Consider the following 22,247-nt stretch of genomic DNA (forward strand, 5'->3'; position numbering starts at 1 on the left):
GCCGCCACGCTTATCCTTCACCTCCGACTCCCATGTCCGATCCGATTAAGGAGCCCGGCTCCGTCGTGCCGAAGAAGCGCCAGCCGCTCGTTGCTTGGCTGAAGCGTTTCGGCACGCTCCGCGATGAACCGTCCTTCCTTGAAGGCGGGTTGCTTGGCGCGGCGATGATCGGCGTGGTGTTGCTGGTGTGGTGGTTCTTGACCCGCGGGGAAGGGGACGCGCGCATCGTGGATGCCTACACGTTGCCCAGCATCCGCGAGACGTTCTCGTCGTTCTCCTCGCTGTGGTTCGACCGCGGCCTGTCGATCAGCGCCATGGTCAGCCTGGCACGCGTGCTCGGGGGCTTCCTGATCGCCGCCGCCGTGGCGGTGCCGCTCGGGCTGCTCGCGGGAAGCTATTTCCGCCTCGGCGCGATGCTGAAGCCGCTCAGCATCTTCGGCCGGAACGTGCCAATCGCCGCCCTGATCCCGCTCACCTTGATCTGGTTCGGCCTCGGCGAGGTGCAGAAGGTGATGTTCATCTTCCTCGCCGCGGTGACGTTCGTGTTGTTCGACACCACTTCGTCCGCGCGCGCCGTGCCGGACCGTTTCCTGGAAACCGCCTATACGCTGGGCGCGAAACGGAATTGGTCGAAGGGCCTGCGCCTCGCCTGCCTGCTCGCCCTCGGCTACGCCGCGATCGCCTCCCTCGGCTGGCAGTTCCTGCACGAGCAGGGCAGCATGACGGTGGTCGCCGAAGCGGTGCCCGGCGCGCCCGAGCCGAATCCGTTCCTCGAGGCCATGGCCACCGGCCCATTTTGGATCCGTGCCGCGATCGGATTCGTTGTCGGCTTCGGCCTGTGGTTCCCGATCCTCAGCCACCAGACGCTGCGGAAGGTCATCATGCCGATGGCGATGCCGGACATCGTCAACAGTCTGCGCCTGCTCTTCGGCCTGGCCTTTGGCTACATCATGCTCGCCGAGGTCATCAATGCGAAGCGCGGCCTCGGCTCGCTCATCATCCTCAGCCAGCGCCAAGGCCCGCGCGAACACATCTACCTTTGCCTGATCATCATCGCCCTCCTCGCGTGGGCGATCGACAAGCTGATCCTGTGGCTCCAGCGCCAGGCATTCCCTTACTTGAAACATGGCCAGGACTGAACTCCAGACGGGCGATGCCCCGTGCGAACTCAAGCCGGTGGAGTCCGATCCCACGCTGGCGCGTATCGTCGAATTCAAGAACGTCTCGAAGGTCTACAACCCCGGGACGCGCCACGAGTTCACCTCGATCCGGGACATCAATTTCCACATCGAGGACACGCCGAAGGTTGGCGAGTTCATCGGCATTCTCGGCCCCAGCGGCTGCGGAAAGAGCACCGTGCTGCGCCTGATCGCCGGACTTGCCCCGCACTTCCCGGCCACCACCGGTGAGGTGCTGGTCCACGGCCAGCCGGTCGAGGCTCCTGGCCCGGACCGCGGCTTCGTGTTCCAGGACTACGCGAACTTCCCGCACCGCACGGTGCTGGAGAACGTCGGCTTCGGCCTGGAGTGCGCCCACGTCCCGGACAAGGAGCGCATCGAGCGCGCCAAGGAATGGATCGCCAAGGTCGGCCTCGATCCGAAGAAGGACGCCGGCAAGTATCCGCACCAGCTCAGCGGCGGCATGAACCAGCGCGTGGCGATCGCCCGCACCCTGATCATGCACCCGCGCATCATCCTGATGGACGAGCCCTTCGGCGCGCTCGATCCCGGCACCCGCCAGAACATGCAGGACCTGCTGGTGAAACTCTGGCGCGAGCTGGAGGCCACCGTGTTTTTCGTGACTCACGATGTGTCGGAAGCCGTCTATCTCGGCGACCGCGTGTTCATTTTCAGCCCGTCGCCGGGGACGATCGTCCACCAGCTCGCGGTGATGCCACCGGACCGTCCGGCGGCGGAAATGCAGGTGGAGCCCGCCTTCCTGTCCTCGGTGAAGGAAGTGCGCCGCCTGCTCGATCAGGCTGGTAAACCGGCCCTGTAGGATGGAGAGATGGAATCATGAGTGAAGAAGGTTTGGGAGCGTCCCTGAAGCGGGCTGCCAAATGGCATTGGAACCTCCTCGGCGTGGGGGCGGGCGGCGTGTTCGCCCTGCTCAGCGGGGTGCCGCTCGGCGTGCTCGCCATCGTCGGCGGCCTGGAACTGGCCTACCTCGGCTTCCTCGGTTTGAACCCGCGGTTCCAGAAGGTGCTGCGCGGCCAGAAGCTGGTGCCGCGCCCGCAGGCCGTCGCCTCGTCCGCCCAGCTCGAGCAACTGATGTCCTTCCTCTCCACCGCGGACACCCAGCGTTTCGCCGCCCTCCGCCAGCGCTGCGCGGACCTGCTCGAGCTGCGCCGGAACATGGACGCGAAGGAGCCCGGCATGGCGGATCAATTCCGCGGTGAAGGCCTCGACCGCATGCTGTGGCTGTTCCTGAAGCTGCTCCACCAGAAGTCCGGCTTGGAGCGCTTCCTCGCCACCACCAGCCGCGAGTCGATCGTCGCCGAGCTGTCCCGTTCCGAAACCCAGCTCAAGGACGCGCAGGGCAAGCAGCCCGGCGGGGTGGATGGACCGGAAAGCCGCCTCGTCACCTCGATCCGCGAGCGCATTGCCACCGTCCGCGAGCGCTTGGACAACCACCAGCAGGCCGGGGAAAACTGGGAGCTGGTCTGCGCCGAGATCGACAAGACCGAGCAGCAGATCAACCGCCTCTGCGAGGTCGGCATGACCCTGCGCGACGCCGGCGAACTCGCCGCCCAGGTGGATAGTATTTCCTCCTCGCTCCAGTCGTCCGAGCGCGCCTTCGCCGATGCCTCGGTGGGCGGCCTGCTGCTCGACGAGGTGCCGCCGCCGCTGCTCTCCGCCGCCCTGCCTGCCCGCAACGGCCCGCCGCCGCTGGTTCCCCGTGTTGCCCAGAGCGAATGATCCGCCTCGCCAGCCGCCACCCTTTCATGCTCCCATGAGCCGATCCGTGTAATCACCGGTGCATTTTGGAATCTCCAAACGCGCGTCCATTCTCTAACATCCTCTCCCATACCGCCATGTTCAAACGCATCGCCAATCTCTTCCGCGGCTTCATCGGCCTGTTCGTGTCCGGCCTTGAGAAGCGCAATCCCGAGGCCCTGCTCGAGCTGGAGAAGGAGAACCTCCGCGGCCAGATCGCGCAGTTCAACCAGGGCCTCGCTGCCCATGCCGGGCTGTGTGAGAAGCTCATCGCCCAGGTGAAGCGCCAGGAGCGGGACGAACAGGACCTGCGCGCCCGCGCCGCCGCCAACCTCCGCGCCGGAAACCAGCGCCTCGCCGGTGAAATCGCCCTTCAGCTCCAGAGCCTCCGCAAGGAGCTCGCCGACAACCGCAGCCAGCTCGGCGATGCCGAGAAGACCTACAAGGAACTCGTCGCCGCCCGCGATTCCGCGATCAAGACCGCCCGCGAGAAAATCGAGGCCCTGCGCCGCGATCTCGATGGCCTCAAGATGCAGAAGGCCCTCGCCGAGATGAACGAAATGGCTTCCGGGATGCTTTCCACCATCGGCGGCAGTGGCGACACCCTCTCCCGCCTCCACGAAATGGTCGAGGAGCAGAAGACCGAGGCCGCCGGCCGTGCCCGCGTCGCCCGCGACAGCATCGATACCACCCAGTTCCAGGCCAAGCAGGCCGAGCGCGAAGCCCTTGAGGACCTTGCCCTCGCCGACCTCGCCGCCGAACTCGGCATGCCCGCCCCGGCCTCCAGCGCCCCGGCCGCCGCGCCCGCGCCGGTCGAGAAGCAGATGGCTCCGGAACAGCAGCAGCTTTGATAGTGGTTCTTCACTAAATCTCAGTATGGAGATTGCCTCGCTTGGCTCATTGGTTCCTGACGCACGCTTTCCAGAACTGCTCGTCTCCCAGCCCGTTCCAGTTCCCTACTTTGATGGCAGTGAACTTACGTTTACCTTTGATGGGCTATCGGAAGAGTATGCCGACGCCGCAAGGAAGGCGGTAAATGCGTTTCTCGCCCTTGGGGCGAATGATCGAACGGCTGCAAGTCCCTACGTTTACGAAAACTATCGCCATGTGAAGGAAGCTAGCGGGGACGCTAAAATTGGATTTCAGATCGCTTCCCCCGAGGAAGTTTGGCGCCACGTGCATCCTTCCGAGATCTTCGTGTCCCAACGCGGACGAAGAGATGATCTCCTATACGTCAGTATCACCGCGGAATGCGATTGGGAACCCGAGCATGGATTGCAGATCGTTTACCGTAAAGGGTGTGAGCTTTCTCGCGTCAGCTACCAAGACGGTCATTTAACCCACACTGACGCTTACGATCTACCGGAAGAACAAGACCAAATCGTCTGACTCAAGAGGGCCGGGATTGTATCGTCCCGAGGACCCGTTATGAGGTTTGAACGTTTAGCTCTTGATCAAAGATCCCGACCACAAATCAAAATATGCCCGCTCCCGGAATGCCTGCATGGGCACAAGAACTGATCTCGCTCTACGAATCGGGAGCGGCCTCGCAGTTCATCCTTCACGGCAATATCGGCGACCGTCTGGTCGCCACGGTCGCGGGCACACCGAAGCTGGTCCCGCTGGAAGGCTTCCTGAAGGACACGCTGCTCCAACGTTTCGACGTCATTCTCAGCTACGATCTCGGCAACGGGATGCGGGTCGAGAAGGGCGGCGAGACCTTCGCGAAATGGCCGTCCTACGGTGAACGTGAGCTGCCGTCCGCGCCGCGCGAGGCGGTCCATGTGATCACCCATTACCTGCGTTTCTGCGCGAACCTCGCGGCGATGAAGCCGGAGCGCGCGATCCGCGTGGCGGTGATCGTCCGCGCCGCGGATCTCGTCGTGCCCGCCTCCGCCGGAAGTGCGAATGTGGAAACCAGCGCGATGGCCCTGCAGATCCGCGAGTGGTCCACCGATCCGATGATCACCGGCCACCACTGCGCCAGCTTCCTGATCACGGAGAACTTCAGCGACCTCCACCGCCTCGTCGCCCAGAACGCGCGTGCCGCCCGGCTCACCGTGCCGCTGCCGGACGCGGCGGGCATCGAGGCTGCCCTCGCCATTCTCGAACCCGCGTGCGCGAAGGCGCTCGCCCCGTTCAGCGGTCGCCTCGGCGAACCCGCCGCCGCCTTGGTCGGCTCCACGGTGCACGCCGTGTCCGCCCTGCTCCAGCGTCGCCAACACGCCGCCGCGCCAATCACCGATGCCGACCTGATCGAGCTGAAGAAGCAGCTCGTCGAGGAAGACGCCCAGGGCCTCATCGAGTTCATCCAGCCGGTGCGCACCCTCGAGGATCTCCACGGTCAGGAAGGCGTGAAGAAGTGGCTGCGCCAGGACATCGTGCTGTGGCGGAAGAACGATCTCCAGGCCCTGCCGATGGGCTATCTGTTCTGCGGACCCGTCGGCACCGGCAAGACGTTCCTCGTCGAGTGCCTTGCCGGAGAAGCGGGCGCGCCGGTGGTGAAGATCAAAAATTTCCGCGACCGCTGGGTCGGCTCCACCGAGTCGAACCTGGAGAAGATCTTCCGCCTCCTCGAAGCGCTCGGCCGCTGCATCGTCTTTGTCGATGAGGCGGACCAGGCGCTCGGCCGCCGCTCCGCGGAATCCGGGGACTCCGGCATCTCCGGCCGGGTCTACGGTATGATGGCCGAGCAGATGAGCCAGAGCCGCAACCGCGGCCGCCTGCTGTGGGCACTCGCCACCAGCCGCCCCGATCTCGTCGAGGTCGATCTGAAGCGCCCCGGGCGCGTCGACGTGAAGATCCCGCTGTTCCCGACCGGCACGTCCGAGGAGGGCTACGGCCTGATCCGCGCCCTTTCGAAACGCCGCGGCCTGATCCTGCCGGACACTCTGCCCGACGATCTGCGCGCGAAGATCCCTGATCTCCTCACCCCCGGTGCCGCCGAGGCCCTCGCGGTGAAAGCCTACCGCGTCACCAAGACCACCGATCTCACCGAATCCGCCGCATTGGCCGAAGCGCTGAAGGACTACCAGCCGCCGGTATCCCCGGTGATCTTGGAGCAACAGATCGGCCTCGCCGTCGCGGAAGCCACCGACCTCAGCTTCGTGCCCGAGCGATTCCGGCGATGAAACGTAGCTGAAAGCTCCGCTTTCAGAATGTAGAGGGAAGCTCCAGCTTTCCCTCTTCGGGGGAGGAGATCGCTTGGCCTGACAAGCCCCCGCCAACGGGCGCTGGCGGGGACAATTCGAAAGCGGAGCTTTCGACTACATTCAATCCTCCAGCCACCGGTCCAGCGCCTCGGCCAACGCCGGGCCGCGCTTGACGTGGAATTTTTCCCCGGCCTCGACGGTGATGCGGCGGCCGGCGCTGTTCTGGATGTGCAATAGCACCGGTGTCTGGCCCGGGTGATTCACCAGTGCCTTGCGGATCTGGTCGATGTCCCGCTCGCTGTGGCGGGTGGTCCACAGTGTCAGCTCCAGCGGTCCCTTCGCGGCGTTGGCCTCGGAGGTGCGCTTCGGCTTCAGCTCGCCGAGTTCGTAGCCGGTGAGGCGATAGCCGCCGGTGCGGTCGTCCACCTGCACCGAGCACTTCAGCTTGATGATCTTGCCGGCCTCCAGGATGCCGTTGTCGCGGGCGGGCACGAAGGTTTCACCCCACAGCATGATCTCCGAGCTGCCGGTGAAGTCCTCCAGGATCAGCACGCCGAAGGGCTTGCCGGTCTTGGTGACTTTCGATTCCAGGCTGCGGATCATCCCGGCGAAGGGGAAACGCGCGCGCGGGTTGGAAGTGTCCAGCTCGTCGACCAGGCCGAGGCGGTGGTAGCGGTCGGAGTCGATCACGCCGCGGAATTTGTCCAGCGGATGGCCGGTGACGTAGAAGCCGAGCAGCTCCTTCTCATGGGCCAGCCGGTCGTCCTTCGGCCACTCCGGCACCGCGGCCACGGAGGTCTTCGCGGTCTGCACGGGCGCGACGAAATCGAGCGCGTCGAACAGCGACACCTGGCCGGCGGCGCGGTCCTTCTGGGTGGAGGACGCGGAGGCCACCACCTGCTCCAGGCGGCTGAACATCCCGGCGCGGGTTTCGCCGGTCCAGTCGAGCGCCCCGGCCTTCACCAGGTTTTCGAGGATACGCTTGTTCACCGACTTCGAATCGAGACGGGTGGCAAAGTCCTCCAGCGAGACAAACGGGCCCTTGGTCTGGCGCTCCTCGATCGCGGCGGCCATCGCGCCTTCGCCGCAGTTCTTGATCGCGGCCAGGCCGTAGCGGATGCCGCGGCCGCCGGTCGGGGTGGACTCCGGGGCGAAGCGCAGCTTCGACGCGTTGAGGTTCGGCGGCAGGATCTCGATACCCATGCGGTGGCACTCCGCCACGAAGACGCCGATCTTGTCGGTGTTGTGGATTTCGTTGGAGAGCAGGCCGGCGAGGAATTCCACCGGGTGGTTCGCCTTCAGGTAGGCGGTCCAGTAGGAGATGTGGCCGTAGCAGGCGGAGTGGGACTTGTTGAAGCCGTAACCCGCGAACATCTCGATCTTCTCGAAGATCTGGTTCGCCAGCTTCTCGCCGATGCCGTTGGTGGCGGCCGCGCCCGCGACGAATTTCGAGCGCTCCTCCGCCATCTTCTTCGGGTCCTTCTTACCCATCGCGCGGCGCAGAAGGTCGGCGCCGCCGAGCGTGTAGCCCGCCAGCAGCTTCGCGGCGTTCTGCACTTGCTCCTGGTAGATCATGACGCCGTAGGTGTTGCCGCAGACCTTCTCGAGCAACGGGTGCTCGTAGACCGCCTGCTTGCGGCCCTTCTTCACCTCGATCATCTGGTCGATGAACTGCATCGCGCCCGGGCGGTAGAGCGCCAGAAGGTCGATGATGTCGTCGATCTTCTCGATCTGGTACTTCCGGCAGGTCTCGACCATGCCGCCGGATTCAAGCTGGAACACGCCCATCGTTTCGCCGCGGTTCAGCAGGTCGAAGGTCGGCTGGTCGTCCAGCGGCACCTTGGTGATGTCGAAGTCCGGGATGTGGACCTTGATGTGCTCCACCGCGTCCTGGATGACGGTCAAGTTCTTCAGGCCCAGGAAGTCCATCTTCAGCAGGCCCACGTCGGTGATCGCGCCCATGTCGTACTGGGTCACGACTTCGCCTTCACTCGCGCGGGTGAGGGGGACGTGCTCGTCCAGCGGCCGGTCCCCGATCACCACGCCCGCGGCATGGACGCCCACGTTGCGGACCAGGCCTTCCAGCTTCAGCGCGTAGCCCCACAGCTCCTGGTAGGTGGAGGAGCTCTCGATCATCTCCTTGATCTCGGGCTTGGCCTTCCACTCGCCGTCCAGGCTGATGCCCGGCTTCGCCTCGATCATCTTGGCGATGCGGTCGGCCTCGCCGTAGGACACGCCCATCACGCGGGCCACGTCCCGCAGCACGCTCTTCGCGCCGAGGGTGCCGTAGGTGATGATGTGGGACACGCTGCGCTCGCCGTACTTGTGGCGCACGTAGTCGATCACCTCCGGACGGCGGCTTTGGCAGAAGTCGATGTCGACGTCGGGCGGGCTGACGCGCTCGGGATTGAGGAAGCGCTCGAACAGCAGACCGAACTGGAGCGGGCAGATGTCGGTGATCCCCATCGAGTAGGCCACCAGCGAACCGGCGGCCGAACCACGGCCCGGGCCCACCGGGATGTCATGGTCGCGGGCCCATTGGATGAAGTCCGCGGTGATCAAGAAGTAGGACGCGAACCCGAGCTGGTTGATAATGTCCACCTCGTACTTCAGGCGGGTCACCTTCTCCGGGTCGACCGCGCCCTCCTCGCCGTAGCGTTTCACCATGCCCTTCTGGCAGACGCGCATCAGGTACTCCTCGCGCGGGGAACCGTCGGGAGTGGGGAACTGCGGGTATTTCTCGGAGCTGGTGGAGTCCAGCTTGATGGCCACGTTGCACTGCTCGGCGATCTCCAGGGTGGCGTCGCAGGCTCCCGGGATCTCCCGGAAGAGGTGGCGCATCTCCTCGGCGGTCTTGAAATGGACCTCCGGGGTGTAGCGCATCCGGTTCTCATCGATCAGCAGGTGGCCGGTGCCGATGCAGATCATCACGTCGTGCGCCTCGTGGTCGTCGCGGTTGAGGAAATGGACGTCGTTGGCGGCCACCGGGCGCAGCTCCAGCTCCTTCGCCAGCTTCAGCAGGCCGGGAGTGACCTTTTGCTGGGCCTCCAGCCCGTGGTTGTGGATCTCCACCCAGGTGTGCTCGCCGCCGTAGATGTCCTTCAGGGTGGACAGCGTCTCGCGGGCCTTGTCCTCGTCGCCGGCCAGCAGCCACTCGTTCACCGGCCCGGAAATGCAGCCGGACAGGCAGGTCACGCCCTTCGAAAACTCGGCCAGGGATTCGTAGTCCACGCGCGGCTTGCCGTAGTAGAGGCCGTCGAGGTGGCCGCGGGACACCAGCTTGCTGAGGTTGTTCCAGCCCTCGATGTCGCGGGCCAGCAGGGTCATGTGGGTGGAGCGCTTGCGTCCCACCAGGTCGCGTTTGTCGTGGCGGGACGCGGGCGCGAGGTAGATCTCGCAGCCGAAGATCGGCTTCACCCCGGCCTTCTTGCAGGATTGGTGGAATTCGATCGCGCCGTAGAGGTTGCCGTGGTCCGTCATCGCCACCGCCGGCATCCCGTAGTCGACCGCCTTCTTGGCCAGATCCTTGGTGCGGATCATGCCGTCGAGCAGGGAGTATTCGGTGTGGAGGTGGAGGTGGACGAACGAGTCAGACATCGGGACGGCCCACCGTAGCCAGGTGCCCCGAAAGGGCAAGAAGCGGTGGATCTGGAACGCATCGTGCAGAGTGGACACGTAAATCCACGTAGTCCTTGCCAACCCCCGATCCTCCCGACAGCTTGGCCGCCTTGGAGCACGGCCCCTGGTGGCCGCGGTCCGAGTCACTGTCATTCACCCCTCTCCTCATGGATGCGTTTTCCCCTTCGCCATTATCCGATATCGGCCTCTTCCAAGGCTCCAGAATCGGAAAAAGAAACTGTCACGTGACCCAAATTGAGACTGTTTCCAGTTTCCCAACCGGGGAGTCACGCCGCCACCGGGGAAACGATAGAACCTTCGGCAGTTTTGTTAGATAAGGTTTCGTTGATCGTAATCTCCTATTGATGAGGCTCGATAGCCCTCTTATGGCCGATTTTGTGCCCATGGTGGCCGAAATTGTCACCATTGGCGGGCCTTTCATCGAGTCGTGATCATAAATATCGCGTATTTATTCATAAATGATGGAGGTATTTCCATCTTTGTTGTTTACTCGCGGCCAGTCTAGTCCTCCCTCAACACAGATCGCAAATCCATGCCCCTGGATGCACATTACTTGCAAGTCTTCAAAGCGGTGCTGGCCGAGTGCTCGATGAGCCAGGCCGCGATGCGGTTGCGGACCAGTGCCTCTAACGTGAAGCGCATCGTGACCGCTCTGGAAGGGGAGCTCGGGGTGCCGCTTTTCGACCGCGAGAGCCGCGGCAAATTCCAGCCCACGACCCATGCCGACCGCCTGAACCAGGAGATGACCGGGTTCATGGAGGAGATGGAATCGCTCCAGCAGTATGTCTCGCAGATCCGCGAGACCGGACGGACGTTGAAGATCGGAGCCCAGCGGTGGTTTTTTGAAACCGCCTACTTCGTGCGGCTGTTCAATCTGATGCGCCAGGACAACCGCTTCCGAGCGACCTTCCTGGAGGTTGCCACCGGCCAGGAACGCACGATGGTGGAATCCGGTGCCTGCGATGTCTACGTGGGTTTGGTCACTCCGGCCAGCAAGCGGGTGACCACCGTGCACCTCGCCCCGCTGCCGATGAGCGTGGGTTGCGTGGCCCCGGGGTTCGTCCCGCGGGAATTGTCCGATCTCTCCGAAATCTCGCCGTGGGGCCTCCACGCGCCGGACCTTCGGGCCGCCAGCCGCGAATGGCTCCAGTGCATCGAGATCGCCGGCGGCGGCATCGGCCGGCAGCTCACCAGCTCCCAGTTCCGCGAATGGTCGACCTGCCCCTCGTCCTCCAACCTGCAGGCGGTGGTGGCACCCGCTCCCGCGGAAGGCACCACGGAGCCGAGCATCCGCTGGCAGCCGCTGCCGCTGCTCACTCCCATTCCCGTCCGCGCCAGTTTCCTCTCCCAGCATCCCTACGGGTGCCTCGAACATGCCCTCCACAAGGCCAGCGCCAGTCTGAAGCAGCATGAGCATTCAGTTTGATATCGATGAACTGAAGACCTTCGTCCTGCTGGCTGAGAACGGGCATTTCACCGAGACAGCCCAGGCACTGGGGATCAGCCAGCCGGCCGTCAGCCAGCGCATCGCGCGGCTGGAGAGCACGTTCGGCCTGATGCTGTTCACCCGTTCCGCGGAGCGGGCGGTGCTCACGACCTACGGCGAAAAGGTGCTCGGCTGCGCGCGCCGCTGCGTGGAGAGCCATGAGGAAATGGCGCGCCGCCTCACGCAGCAACAGCGGTCGTCGGTCGGGAAAATCCGCTTGTGGATCGACCATTCGTCGCACGGCGAGAAGTTCGCCGAACTGCTCGAACGCACCGCGCCCGACCAGGTGGAGCTCGAGCGCGTGGATTCCCTTGGCGGCAGCCATTGGACCGACCGGCTCCGTCATTTCGAGTGCGATCTCGCCCTGTCCGGCGTGTTCCTCCAGAGCGACGCCCCGGTGGGCCTCAAACGGATCGAACTGCGCCGCGAGGCCGGCCTGTCCGCCATGTGGGCTCCGCAGCACTATCAGGTTTCCGCCTCCGCCTTCAGCCTGTCCGATGTGCTGGGCACCACCCTGCTGGTGGGCTCCGAGCGCTTGGTCCCGGGATTCCGGGGCTTCCTCGAGGATTGGTGCAAGCGCGCCTACGGCAGCGCCCCGAGCGACATCTTGGAGTTCGATACCGCCCAGGAAGCTCTCCAGGCCTGCCAGGCGGGATTCGGGATCAACCTGATTCCCGGCAACTCCTGCCCGTCGGTGGATTTGCCCGGCCAGCCGGTGGAAAGCCGTTCGCTGTTCAGCGAGGTTTTGCCGAATGCCTACGCCTATGGCCTGCACATGCGGGCCGGGGAGAAAAACGAGGCGGTGATCGATACCGCGGCCTGGCTGGTGGAAGTGTATAAGGAACTTTCCACCCGAGAAACCGGCAAGGTGTTGGGGCGGGTGACGGTCTAGGCTGAATCCACATTCAAAGGGGAGGCCGGGTACCTCTGACATGGAGTGCGGCGAGGTATCGCCGCTCTGAGCGGAGGCGAGTTATCGCCGGGGGCAACACCTGCATTCGCCAACCCGCTCCTTTTCCACGGCTCCGCTGCGAATCCCGTCGATTCTCTCCGGCACCCAAAGCGGCGATGCCTCGCCGCACTCCATGTCCAGAGCCCCCTCTGGAGGCTTTCCGGCCAAAGCTGAATGAATGTCGATTCAACCCAACATATCGAATGTTCCCGTTTGGATAGCGTGAGCGAAAATGGTTGCGGCCGGAATTGAACCAATTTCTTATTGGTTAGAATAACGGATTGGTCTCAAGGTAAGGTTGTGCTGACTATCATAACATGGGATTAGTCGAGTCCCATGAAATCCGCGTTCACCCTCCTGTGCGGACTGGCTCTTACCCCCCTCTTGTCAGCCCAGTCATTGGTCAATGGTACCAATTATTCCGATCTGTTCGGCCCGAATGGATCCAGTGTCTCCGCTCCCGCGCCTCCACCCGTTTTAGCCGGGGTCCACACCGGATCAGGTGCAGGACCGTCCGCGATGGGCACCTATTGGGATGCTTCCGTTTCCGGAGCGGTCGCCCTGTCGATTGCAGGCCTCGATGTGGTAACCTCAACACCGAAAGTGTCGTTGGATGGAAGTGCGCTGCATTTCGATCTCGTCAGCAGTGGTGCTCTCGGCAACCTCGCTGGATTGGGCGCGGTCGGTGCCAACTGGACTGCCACCGCGACTTTTGACAAGTCGGGCAATGAATTGATCCTCCAGCCCAACACCACCTACCGGGTCAGTTTCCTGGTCGATGGCAGCGACGGTCTTCTCAACCAAGGCATCACGGCGAATCCCAGCTTCACGGTTGAGTTTTTGGACGGCGGCGGCACCGCCGTCGGCTCGGTGAGCAATGGCACGCTGGTCGGCGTGGTGGGCTTGCTTGGCACCGGGGTGCCCTCGGGCACGGTCACGGTGGATTTCGTCACGGGCAATACCGTGAACACCACCGATGCGGCATCGCTGCGCTTCAAAGCGGGAGGTCTTGCCACCGTTTCCCTGCTCGGCATCGGCGATAACTTCGCCACTGTCTCCGGTCTGTCGATTGTCCAGGTCCCGGAAACCTCGTCCGCCTTGCTCGGCGCGATGGGCGCGCTTCTGGTTCTGCGCCGTCGGCGTTAACTTTCATAGGAACAGCACAACAGCGGCACCGCCCCCTCGTGGGATACGGTGCCGCTCTTTGTACAGACTGGTCTCGGGGGCGCAGATTGCAAGATAAGCCTTTTTTCCGTCACCCGGAGATAAGGCAATTTTCTAATATTTGCGAATGGCCGAAAAATGGTCCCATAAATTTAAGAACCCCCCGGTGGTTTGATCGATCTAACTAAATTTTTTATGACTGTGGGCGATGAATGCACCGCTCGCCCCGGCCGGTAGCTCCACCCACCAAGAGGTGGTTGCGCTTCCACGGATCGATGCGATGGATCTCATCACCGTCTCCGGGACCTCGGTTCTGGAGCCATCCAGTTTCGGTCTTGTCGGATTCAGTGCCCCGGTTCTGCCGGGGCGGAAACGATAGGGCAGTGTTGGGAACAGCAACCCAGGCGGTATCGGCTTTCCGGGGGGAGGGCCGATGCCGTCGACTGCGTACGGAGGGTGTGCCCCTTGACGGGGCGGGGGAGCCGTCGTAGGGAGGCCGCCGTTGTCCGCCGGGCCGGTCCCTTGACAGGTTCAGAACCGGGGATATTTTGCGTTTCTTAACAAATGAAGGCCTTCATCCGCACCATCCTCGGAGCCGCCGTGCTGGGGCTCGGACTGCTTCCCCACGATGCCCACGCGATCAGCGCGAGCATGTACGACAAACTTTTCGACAAAGCCGACACTGACGATGACGGCTTCATGTCGCTCTCTGAATACGCCGAGACCCAGGCCCGCGGCTCCCGCTGGGTCGACATCAAGTGGCGTTTCGTCTACAACGACGTGAACCAGGACGGGTTTCTCGACAAGCTGGAGTACCGCGCCTCCCGCGGCGGCAAGGACGGCGGCCGTCCGTCGAAGCTGAACAGCTTCCTGCTCGCCGACCTCAATGACGACGGCTTCCTCGATCCGTTGGAATTCCCGCTGACCCAGCCGCAGGTGTGGCCGGCGCGCAAGGTGAGCATCCTCTTCGCCCAGCGCGACCGCGACTCGGACGACCTGCTCAGCCCGCGCGAATTCGGCGCTCCGGATCCCAAGTAACGGCATCTGCCGTGGATTTCCGCCGGAGGACCGCCAGCGCGGCCTCCGGCTTTTTCGTGGCCTGGTTTCAGGCCGGACCGATGGAATCGAGGAAGGCCGGGGACGCGCCCTTCATCACGAACCAGCCATCGCGATGGCGGATCACCTTCAGCGGATTGGCGATGGCGACGAAGACGAGGCCGGCGATCAAGATCAGGATACCGGCACCCAGGATGAGGCCCCCTGCATCACTGGAATTCCCAAGGCTGGCGATGCCGGTTCCAATCAGGATCATGCCGAGGAAGAATCCACTCCATCCCCAGATCGTCCGGTTCCGGAAACGGGCCCGCTCCGCCTTCGAGAGACTGTAGGTGATGGTGAATTTTTTCTGGAGAACCAGCGAGAGGATCAAGGGGAGCAGCAATCCCGCCACCAACGTCACCCAGATCCAGGGTGGGGTGAAAACCATTTTCTTGGTGCGGGTCCAATCGTCGGGACCGATCGGCGCGTTGGTGCGGATGCAACGCGCGGGCAGGACCGCGGCATCCCAGATCAATAGATTCTTTCCATCGCGCCGCACCAGATCGCTGCCGGAGACGACGACCGGCGGTGCACTGATTTCGGCCGGAGCCGCGTAGGGATTCGCTTCGAGGGACATGCCCCGCGGATAGCAGAATGGCGGCCGGGAAGATACGAAATTCCGATCGAGGAAGATTTGTCACATCTGCGACCTGATGCTCTCCGGGGCCAGGGCTTCCAGTATCCGTGGATGCACCCGCCGGATCTCGAAGAGGCCGTCGCGCATCCGCCGACAGGTCATCCGGCGTTGGATTAGAAACATGTAGGCCAGCAGGCTGAGCCAGGCCCAGCCGAGGAACGGCACCACCCACCCGACGAACTGCATGCCGTTCATGCGGGCGATTTCGATCGCCGGCCCGACCAGCAGGTTGAGCAGGAACAGGAGGGTGGTGGCGGCCCCCAACTGGCGCCTCCAGCGGTGGGTCGGGAGGCTGAAGAAGACCTGCGCCCTGGCCCTCGGAAACACCATGCCGACCAGCATCCGGAGAGCCAACCCGATCAGGCACCCGGCGATGCTGTTGCCGATCCGGTCCGATGGAGCCCCGGCCCATGCTCCTGCGATCGCGAGGCCGAGCGGCAGAATCCACAACCACGGGGGCCGGTAACGGACCACCACCAGGTTCATCCGCATCCGCTCCGGGCTCTCACCGGAATAGGGATCGATCATCGGCAGCGTCGCCACCGCCTCCACCCACAGCCGCCCGTCCTTCGCATACCAGCCGTGGGACCGTGGCCCATCGGGCACGCCACCGGGGTCCGCGGCGGCCGGGGCGGCATAGGGGTTTAGGCTCATGCGGAAAGGGATCGGCCGATGACCAATTGGGCCAGCGCCAGTGGATGGACGCCGCGGATTTCAAACCACCCGTCCTTCACCCGGCGGCACACCAGCCGCCGTTGGAGGAAAGTGGCGTGCAGGGCCAGGATCAGCAAGGCACCTCCCGAGGTCGCGGCGAGCCACCATGACTGGGGTTCGCGGAAATCGGAGCGTGTCATGGCCAACAAGGTGATGACCAGCAGCACCTGGCTGATCACCAGTGAAACCCTGCGGGACAAGGCGGTGGAGGAGGAGAGGAAGATCCGCATGCGGCACCGTGGAAAGCGCAGCGCCAGCACCCCGCAGAGCACGAAGCCAGCGATCAATCCCCACATGGCCCCGATCTTCGCCTCCGTCTCCATGGTGGTTGCCGCACCTGCGGCCGCGAGGGGAAAGGGAAGCCACCAGAACCACCACGGGGTGCGTGGCAGGAGAAGGGGCACCCCGGTCATCGGTCCACCGCTGCCGCCGGTGTAGGGGTCGATTTCCGGCAGCACCGCTCCATCCTCCACCCACAGCCGTCCATCCCGAACCCGCCAACCTTGCGTCGAAGAGAGGTCGAACGGAGTCAGCTGGCTATCCGCCTGCGGCGGAGTGTAGGGATAGTCGGACACGGACTCCGGGGCAGGGGATGAGTCACCGTCCGACATGGGATCGTTCAGCGCCGCTTGCCGCGGAAGCGGTTGCGGGGGTCGTTCTCGTCGGCCAGTTCGGCGTCCTTGTAGCGCAGGATGCCACGCTGGCGGAGGTTGCGGATGAAGGTGCGGGCGTCGGTGCCGGTGTCCTTGTCGTAGGCCAGGGTGCCGAGCAGGCCCTCGCTCTTCTCGGCCTTGGCGACCGCGTGGCCGATGCTGTCGGCGGCGTTGGCAATGGCGTTGACGGCCTTGGGCACCTCCTTGAAGGCGGGCTTGATGTCGGTGATCGCCTTGTCCGCGCCCTCGGCGGCGCTGCGGATCGATTTGATGGCCTCGCGGGCGTCCACGATCGTCGGTTGGAGTTCGCCGCTGGCCTTCTTCCACTCGCCGGTGGCGTCCTTGAGGTTGGCGATGGTCTCGTCGACGTTGGCGAGGTTCTTGTCGGAGAGGATGGAGACATTGACCTTCTCGACGGTTTCGCCGAGACGGCCGGTGACGGCGCGGAGGTCGTCCACGGCGGAGTCGATCTTCACCACCGTGCCCTCGGCGTTCTTCATCAGGCGGCGGACGTCCTGGGTGACCTTCTCGGCTTGGTCCGCGATGGCGTCGAGGCCGCCGGGGGCTCCGCCGAGCACGGTTTGGCCGGGTTCGATGAAGGTCCCGGTCTTGTCATCCGGCGGGGTGATGGCGATCAGCTTGTCCCCGAGCACCGAGGCCGAGGCGATCTGGAACTTCGAGTTGGTGGGAATCTGGATACGGTCGTCGACGGAGAGGACGACCTGGACCTTCACGTTCTCGTTGAGCTCGGGTTGGGCGGCCACCTTGCCGATCTTGGCACCGCCCATGCGGACTTCGGAACCCTTGATCAGGCCGGCGGCGTCGTCGAAGACCACGTAGACTTGGTAGTGGCCCTTGATCCGGTCGCCGAAGCGGCCGAACTGGAGGATCAGCCCGCCGAGCAGGAGCAGGCCGGTGAAAAAGAAGAGCCCGACGAGGAGTTCGGTGCGGCGTTCGGAGCTGGCCATGACAAAAAGGGAAAGGGGGTGAGGGCGTCAGTTGTCCCACGGCTCACCGGAATCGCCCTCGATGAAGGCGCGGAGTTCCGGGTCGGTGGTGTTCTGGAGTTCGTCCGGGAGGCCGGTCCAGTAGACGCGCCCTTCCTTCAGGAAAACGATACGGTCGGCAATGCGGAAGACACTCCGCATTTCGTGGGTGATCACCACATTGGTGATGCCGTGGGACCGCTGGAGATCCTTGATGAGGTGGTCGATCGAGTCACCGGTGATCGGATCGAGGCCGGCGTGGGGCTCGTCGTAGAGCACGCAGGCAGGGCGGGAAACCACGGCGCGGGCGAGGGCCACGCGCTTGCGCATGCCGCCGGAGAGGTCGGAGGGCATTTTCTTCTCCTGGCCGGGCAGGCGGACGATTTCGAGCGCCTCGCTGACGAGGCGGGCGATCTCCTTGTCATCCTTCATGCCCTGCTCGCGCAGCGGGAAGGCCACGTTCTGGGCCACTGTCAGCGAGTCGAAGAGGGCGCCGCCCTGGAACATCATGCCGATCTTCTTCCGGATCGGGCCGAACTGGCGTTCCTTCAGACAGCCGATTTCCACGCCATCGACGTGGATGGTGCCCTTCCTCGGCTTCAGCAGGCCGGGCAGGTGCTTCACCAGCACGGACTTGCCGCCGCCGGAGCCGCCCAGCAGGCACAGGGTTTCCCCGCGGTGGATGTCCATGTCCACGCCGCGCAGAACGTGCTGGCTGCCGAACCGTTGTTCGAGCCCGCGGATCTGGATGAAGGTTTCGGCTTCGGCGGCGTCGGCCATGCACAGGAGAAACCACGGTCCGGCCCGCGGCGCAAGCAGACGCCTGCGGCGGGAGCCAAGAATCCAGAATCCAGAATCCGGACGGGAGGAGAAAGTAGGGCTGGTTAGAACAGGCGGCCGAGCTGTTGGACGTCGGTCTTGCCGACCAGCATGTAGACGTTGCTGCCGTCCGCCCAGGTGGCGCTGGACCAGGTGCCGTTGCAGTTGAACACCGGGGGGGTGCCGACGGCCGGGGTGTCCGCGATGTCGTCCCGGCGGAAGATGATGAGGTGCACGATGCCGTCCTTGCCGCGGTTGAAGCAGATCAGGGAGCCGCGTTTGCCATCGATCACCAGTTCCCGGCAGCCGAGGCTGGGGATGTCCTTGATGCCGCGGGGCAGGCAGGAGCAGCCGGAGGACGGCAGCTTTTCATCCTGGAGCTGGGTGAGCAGCACGTCGTGATCCGGGTTCTTGTGCTCCAGATCGAAGGCCGGGGACTCGAAGGTGCGGATGAAGCCCGCCTTCACCGCGGACACGGGGACCTGGGACACGGCGGGGATCCCACCTTGTTGGCCGGGAGGGTTCGAAACGGAGCGGGTCGGGGAGGGGCTCTGCGTGAGAAACGCCAGCGCCACTCCGGCGGCGGCCGCGGCGGGCAGGCCGAAGCGGAACCACGGGAACGGCTTCTTTACCGCGGGCGCGCCCTGCTGGGCTTCCATCGCCGCGAGGATGTCTGCCCGCAGCGAAGGCGGCGGCTGCACGCTGGCGAGGGCGGCGATGAACGAGCGGTCGAGCCCGTCATGGGGCAGCGGCAGTTCGCCGCGGGCCACCGCGAATCCGGCGAGGATGTCCTCGCGCAGGTCGTGCGGGATCGGCACCCGGCCGAGGGCTTCGGAAAAAGCGGCGTCCTGGCCGCGCTCGGCGGCCAACCACTCGCCCAGCTCGCGGTCTTCCGCGGCCAGGCGGAGCGCCCCGGCGAAGTCCGGATCGCCGGCATCCGCGCCATCCGGGCGGAAGCTGCGTAGAACGAAGCGGGCGTGTTCCTTATCCATGGTGCTGTCGCAAGGCCTCCGGGTTGAGTTGGAGGATGTTCTTCGGCGCGCTGGCCGGTTCGGCGGTCATCTGGCGGCGCAGCATGTCCTTGGCGCGGGCGATGCGGGACATGACGGTGCCGATGGGGATCTCCAGGATTTCGGCGATCTCCTTGTAGCTGTGCTGCTGGAGATAAAAGAGGGCGAGGGGGGCGCGGAAAGTTTCGTCGAGCGAGCCGAGCAGCTCCAGGGCGCGCTGGCCGTCCATCTGGCGGTCGGGATCGTCCTCGCTGGAGGCCAGGGTGCCGTGCAGGGATTCCACCGGCTCATCGGAGTAGCGGGAGGCGCGGCGGCGCTGGCCGAGGAACTCGCGGTGCAGGGTGGTGAAGAGCCAGGTCTTCGCCTTCGAGCGGTCGCGGAGCTGGTCGCCCTTTTCCGCCCAGGTGCAGAAGGTCTCCTGCACCAGGTCCGCCGCCCGGTCCGGGTCACGGGTCAACGACACCGCGAACCGGAACAACGGTTGGTAGTGGGCGTCGACCAATTCCTGGAATTCACTCATCAACTGCCGGTTGGGAGGTGGACAGCTTCAAGATATTCCCGAAAAAATCAACGGCAGTCCGACGTTTAGGCTGGTGCCCGTGATGAAAACGGCTCATTGGTTATTGCATCCAATTATGAAAGCGCTATTGCCTCTCCTCATTCTCGCCGCCGCGCTGCCGGCTTCCGCTGCCTTCCGCACAGAAAGCGGCAAGGGCTCGCTGAAGGTGCTCGATGGCGACAAGCTCGTAACCGAGTACCGCACGGACTCCCGTGTGCCCTACCTCGCGCCGCTGCTGTCGCCCGGTGGTGCCACGCTGAACCGCCACTGGCCGATGGAGGACGGCGTGGCGGGCGAGGAGAAGGACCACCCGCACCACCGTTCGCTGTGGTTGTCCCACGGCGAGGTCGATGGCTTCGACTTCTGGGCGTGGAAGGGCAAGGGCGACCCGAAGATCGAGCACCAGGAATTTTCCGAGGTCAAAGCCGACGAGAAATCCGCCACCTTCACCGTGTCGCTGCTGTGGAACGCGGACGGTGCCACCCGCCTGAAGGAGAAGCGCACCTACACCATTCGCAAGACCGACGCGGACACCACCGAGATCGAGGTGGCCACGGTGCTGGAGTCCGCGGAGGAGAAGACGGTTTTCGGCGACACCAAGGAGGGTTTCTTCGGCCTGCGCGTGGACCGCACGCTGCGCCTGAAGGGGCCGGAGGCGAAGGGCCACATCGTGGACAACGAGGGCCGCAAGGACGAGGACTGCTGGGGCAAGCGCTCGAACTGGGTGGCCTTCACCGGCCCCGATGAGAAGGGTGAGCCCACCGTGATCGCGATGATGGACCACACCTCGAACTTCCGCCACCCGTCCTGGTGGCACGCGCGCGATTACGGCCTGCTGGCGGCGAACCCCTTCGGCATCCACGATTTCGAGGGCAAGAAGGACTCGAAGCCGGGCGAGTACACCCTGAAGAAGGGCGAGAAGCTCACGTTCCGCTACCTCGTCGTGCTCCACCACGGCACCGAGGAGAGCGCGAAGCTGGCCGAGCGCTGGAACACGTTCTCCAAATAACCCGCCATGAACCGCCGGAATTTCCTCGCGCTCTCGGCCTTCGCCGGAAGCTGGAGCCTGCTGGCTCCGCACGCCCGCGCCCAAGGGGCGAACGGCGAGCTGCGCGTCGCCGTGATCGGTTTCAACGGCCGCGGCAAGGGCCACATCGAGGCCCTGCAGAAGGTGAAGGGCGCGCGGCTCGTCGCGCTGTGCGATGTCGACTCCACCGTGCTCGACAAGGCCGCCGCGGACCTCGCGGCCAAGGGCCTGGTGGTGGCGAAGTACGGGGACTACCGTAAGCTTTGTGAATCGAAGGAGATCGACGCGGTGGTGATCGCCACGCCGAACCACACCCATACCCTCATCGCGGTGACGGCCGCGGCGAATGGCAAGCACGTCTACGTTGAGAAGCCGGTGTCCCACAACGTGTGGGAGGGCCGCAAGCTGGCCGAGGCACAGGCGAAGTACAAGGTGATCATCCACCACGGTTTCCAGCGCCGCTCGGAAACCTGCTGGGAGGAGGGCCTTGCGTGGCTGAAGGAAGGCCAGGTCGGGAAAATGACGCTGGCCCGCGGCCTGTGTTACAAGCCGCGCCCGTCGATCGGCAAGGTCGCCGCGCCGGTGAAGCCGCCCGCGACGGTGGACTATGACCTGTGGTGCGGTCCGCGCGAGATGGCGCCGGTGAAGCGCACGAAGTTCCACTACGACTGGCACTGGCAGTTCCCCTACGGCAATGGCGACCTGGGCAACCAGGGACCGCACCAGCTCGATGTCTGTCGCTGGGCGCTGGGCGATCCGGCCCTGCCGAAGGCGGTGCTCTCCGCCGGGGCGCGGCTCGGTTACCAGGACGATGGTGACTGGGCGAACACCCAACTCGTGTGGCTGGACTATGATCCGGTGCCGATCCTCTTCGAGGTGCGCGGCCTGCCGAAGAAGGGCTTGGACTACAAGAGCGGCAGCGATGTCTTCAAGGACCAGTCGATCGGCAACATCATCGAATGCGAGGGCGGTTGGCTCGCTGGCGGCCATCTGCCGGGCTGCAAGGTCTTCGACAAGGACGGCAAGGTGGTGAAGGAGTTCAAGGGCTCCAAGTCCCACATGCAGGAGTGGATCGATGCCGTGCACTCTGGGAAGCCGCGCGCGATCCACGGCGCGGAGAGCGGCCACCTGTCCGCCGCGCTGGCCCACATCGGGAACATCTCGTGGCAAACCGGTGGCGATGCGCCGATGGACAAGATCCGTTCCGCCTTCGCCGAGCCCGCGCGCGAGGCCGTCGACCGCCTCGCGGCGCACCTTGAGGCGAATGGCATCGATCCGGCGAAGACCCCGCTGAAGTTGGGCGCGGCCCTCGCGGTCGATGCCAAGGCCGAGCGTTTCACCGGTCCCGGCGCCGAGGCCGCGAATGCCCGGTTGAAAGGCGAGTACCGGAAAGGATTCGAACTTCCGTTGTGAGA

At 64.6% G+C, this 22,247-nt stretch carries 20 protein-coding genes; 12 read left to right on the plus strand and 8 right to left on the minus strand.

Going from position 1 to position 22,247, the window contains the following annotated elements:
• Positions 1-32 precede the first annotated feature (32 nt).
• The 6 genes from llg_RS06905 to llg_RS06930 all read left to right on the plus strand — a co-directional run bounded on the left by llg_RS06905 (position 33) and on the right by llg_RS06930 (position 6,067).
• Positions 33-1,139, plus strand: coding sequence for an ABC transporter permease subunit (locus tag llg_RS06905; protein WP_338288977.1), 1,107 nt, complete (start codon positions 33-35; stop codon positions 1,137-1,139).
• Positions 1,126-1,998: an ABC transporter ATP-binding protein gene (locus llg_RS06910; protein WP_338288978.1), complete on the plus strand. Its 873-nt coding sequence runs from the start codon at positions 1,126-1,128 to the stop codon at positions 1,996-1,998. The genes llg_RS06905 and llg_RS06910 overlap by 14 nt, the downstream gene beginning before the upstream one ends.
• Before the next feature lie 17 nt (positions 1,999-2,015).
• Positions 2,016-2,918, plus strand: a complete 903-nt coding sequence (locus llg_RS06915; RefSeq protein WP_338288979.1) for a hypothetical protein — start codon at positions 2,016-2,018, stop codon at positions 2,916-2,918.
• A 116-nt stretch (positions 2,919-3,034) separates the two neighbouring features.
• Positions 3,035-3,787, plus strand: coding sequence for a PspA/IM30 family protein (locus llg_RS06920; RefSeq protein ID WP_338288981.1), 753 nt, complete (start codon positions 3,035-3,037; stop codon positions 3,785-3,787).
• A gap of 25 nt (positions 3,788-3,812) precedes the next feature.
• A complete protein-coding gene (locus tag llg_RS06925) occupies positions 3,813-4,325 on the plus strand; it encodes a hypothetical protein (RefSeq protein ID WP_338288982.1) in 513 nt (170 codons plus the stop codon).
• A 107-nt stretch (positions 4,326-4,432) separates the two neighbouring features.
• The gene (locus llg_RS06930) at positions 4,433-6,067 is read left to right on the plus strand and encodes an AAA family ATPase (protein ID WP_338288984.1); all 1,635 of its coding nucleotides are present in this window, start codon (positions 4,433-4,435) and stop codon (positions 6,065-6,067) included.
• Positions 6,068-6,208: 141 nt separating this feature from the next.
• Here the strand turns inward: llg_RS06930 and dnaE are convergent, their stop codons facing one another.
• Complete coding sequence (gene dnaE, locus llg_RS06935) at positions 6,209-9,685, minus strand: DNA polymerase III subunit alpha (RefSeq protein ID WP_338288986.1); 3,477 nt, start codon at positions 9,683-9,685, stop codon at positions 6,209-6,211.
• 595 nt (positions 9,686-10,280) lie between these two features.
• Between dnaE and llg_RS06940 the strand changes: the two genes are divergently transcribed.
• The 4 genes from llg_RS06940 (at position 10,281) to llg_RS06955 (ending at position 14,367) form a co-directional block, all read left to right on the plus strand.
• The gene (locus tag llg_RS06940) at positions 10,281-11,153 is read left to right on the plus strand and encodes a LysR family transcriptional regulator (protein WP_338288987.1); all 873 of its coding nucleotides are present in this window, start codon (positions 10,281-10,283) and stop codon (positions 11,151-11,153) included.
• Positions 11,137-12,105 carry a LysR family transcriptional regulator gene (locus tag llg_RS06945; RefSeq protein ID WP_338288988.1) on the plus strand — a complete coding sequence of 323 codons (969 nt, stop codon included), beginning with the start codon at positions 11,137-11,139 and terminating at the stop codon, positions 12,103-12,105. Before llg_RS06940 ends, llg_RS06945 begins: the two co-directional genes overlap by 17 nt.
• Before the next feature lie 579 nt (positions 12,106-12,684).
• Entirely contained in the window at positions 12,685-13,311 is a 627-nt protein-coding gene (locus llg_RS06950; RefSeq protein ID WP_338288989.1) for a hypothetical protein, read from the plus strand.
• Between the two features lie 582 nt (positions 13,312-13,893).
• Complete coding sequence (locus tag llg_RS06955) at positions 13,894-14,367, plus strand: hypothetical protein (RefSeq protein ID WP_338288990.1); 474 nt, start codon at positions 13,894-13,896, stop codon at positions 14,365-14,367.
• Positions 14,368-14,434: 67 nt separating this feature from the next.
• Here the strand turns inward: llg_RS06955 and llg_RS06960 are convergent, their stop codons facing one another.
• From llg_RS06960 to llg_RS06990, 7 genes are all read right to left on the minus strand, one after another.
• Positions 14,435-15,004 carry a hypothetical protein gene (locus llg_RS06960; protein ID WP_338288991.1) on the minus strand — a complete coding sequence of 190 codons (570 nt, stop codon included), beginning with the start codon at positions 15,002-15,004 and terminating at the stop codon, positions 14,435-14,437.
• 60 nt (positions 15,005-15,064) lie between these two features.
• On the minus strand, positions 15,065-15,718 hold the full coding sequence (locus tag llg_RS06965; protein WP_338288992.1) for a hypothetical protein: 654 nt from the start codon (positions 15,716-15,718) through the stop codon (positions 15,065-15,067).
• Complete coding sequence (locus tag llg_RS06970; protein ID WP_338288993.1) at positions 15,715-16,353, minus strand: hypothetical protein; 639 nt, start codon at positions 16,351-16,353, stop codon at positions 15,715-15,717. Before llg_RS06970 ends, llg_RS06965 begins: the two co-directional genes overlap by 4 nt.
• A 44-nt stretch (positions 16,354-16,397) precedes the next feature.
• A complete protein-coding gene (locus tag llg_RS06975; RefSeq protein WP_338288994.1) occupies positions 16,398-17,399 on the minus strand; it encodes an MlaD family protein in 1,002 nt (333 codons plus the stop codon).
• 27 nt (positions 17,400-17,426) lie between these two features.
• Positions 17,427-18,197: an ATP-binding cassette domain-containing protein gene (locus llg_RS06980; protein ID WP_338288996.1), complete on the minus strand. Its 771-nt coding sequence runs from the start codon at positions 18,195-18,197 to the stop codon at positions 17,427-17,429.
• Positions 18,198-18,301: 104 nt separating this feature from the next.
• Positions 18,302-19,228 (minus strand): hypothetical protein, encoded by a 927-nt coding sequence (locus tag llg_RS06985; RefSeq protein WP_338288998.1) that lies wholly within the window; start codon positions 19,226-19,228, stop codon positions 18,302-18,304.
• Positions 19,221-19,766, minus strand: a complete 546-nt coding sequence (locus tag llg_RS06990; RefSeq protein WP_338288999.1) for an RNA polymerase sigma factor — start codon at positions 19,764-19,766, stop codon at positions 19,221-19,223. The genes llg_RS06985 and llg_RS06990 overlap by 8 nt, the downstream gene beginning before the upstream one ends.
• 115 nt (positions 19,767-19,881) lie before the next feature.
• On the opposite strand from llg_RS06990, the gene llg_RS06995 reads away from it, so the two are divergent.
• On the plus strand, positions 19,882-20,814 hold the full coding sequence (locus llg_RS06995) for a PmoA family protein (RefSeq protein ID WP_338289000.1): 933 nt from the start codon (positions 19,882-19,884) through the stop codon (positions 20,812-20,814).
• Between the two features lie 6 nt (positions 20,815-20,820).
• A complete protein-coding gene (locus llg_RS07000; protein WP_338289002.1) occupies positions 20,821-22,245 on the plus strand; it encodes a Gfo/Idh/MocA family oxidoreductase in 1,425 nt (474 codons plus the stop codon).
• Positions 22,246-22,247: the final 2 nt, after the last annotated feature.

Origin of the sequence: Luteolibacter sp. LG18, from assembly GCF_036322585.1 — a bacterium.
Lineage (GTDB): Bacteria > Verrucomicrobiota > Verrucomicrobiia > Verrucomicrobiales > Akkermansiaceae > Luteolibacter.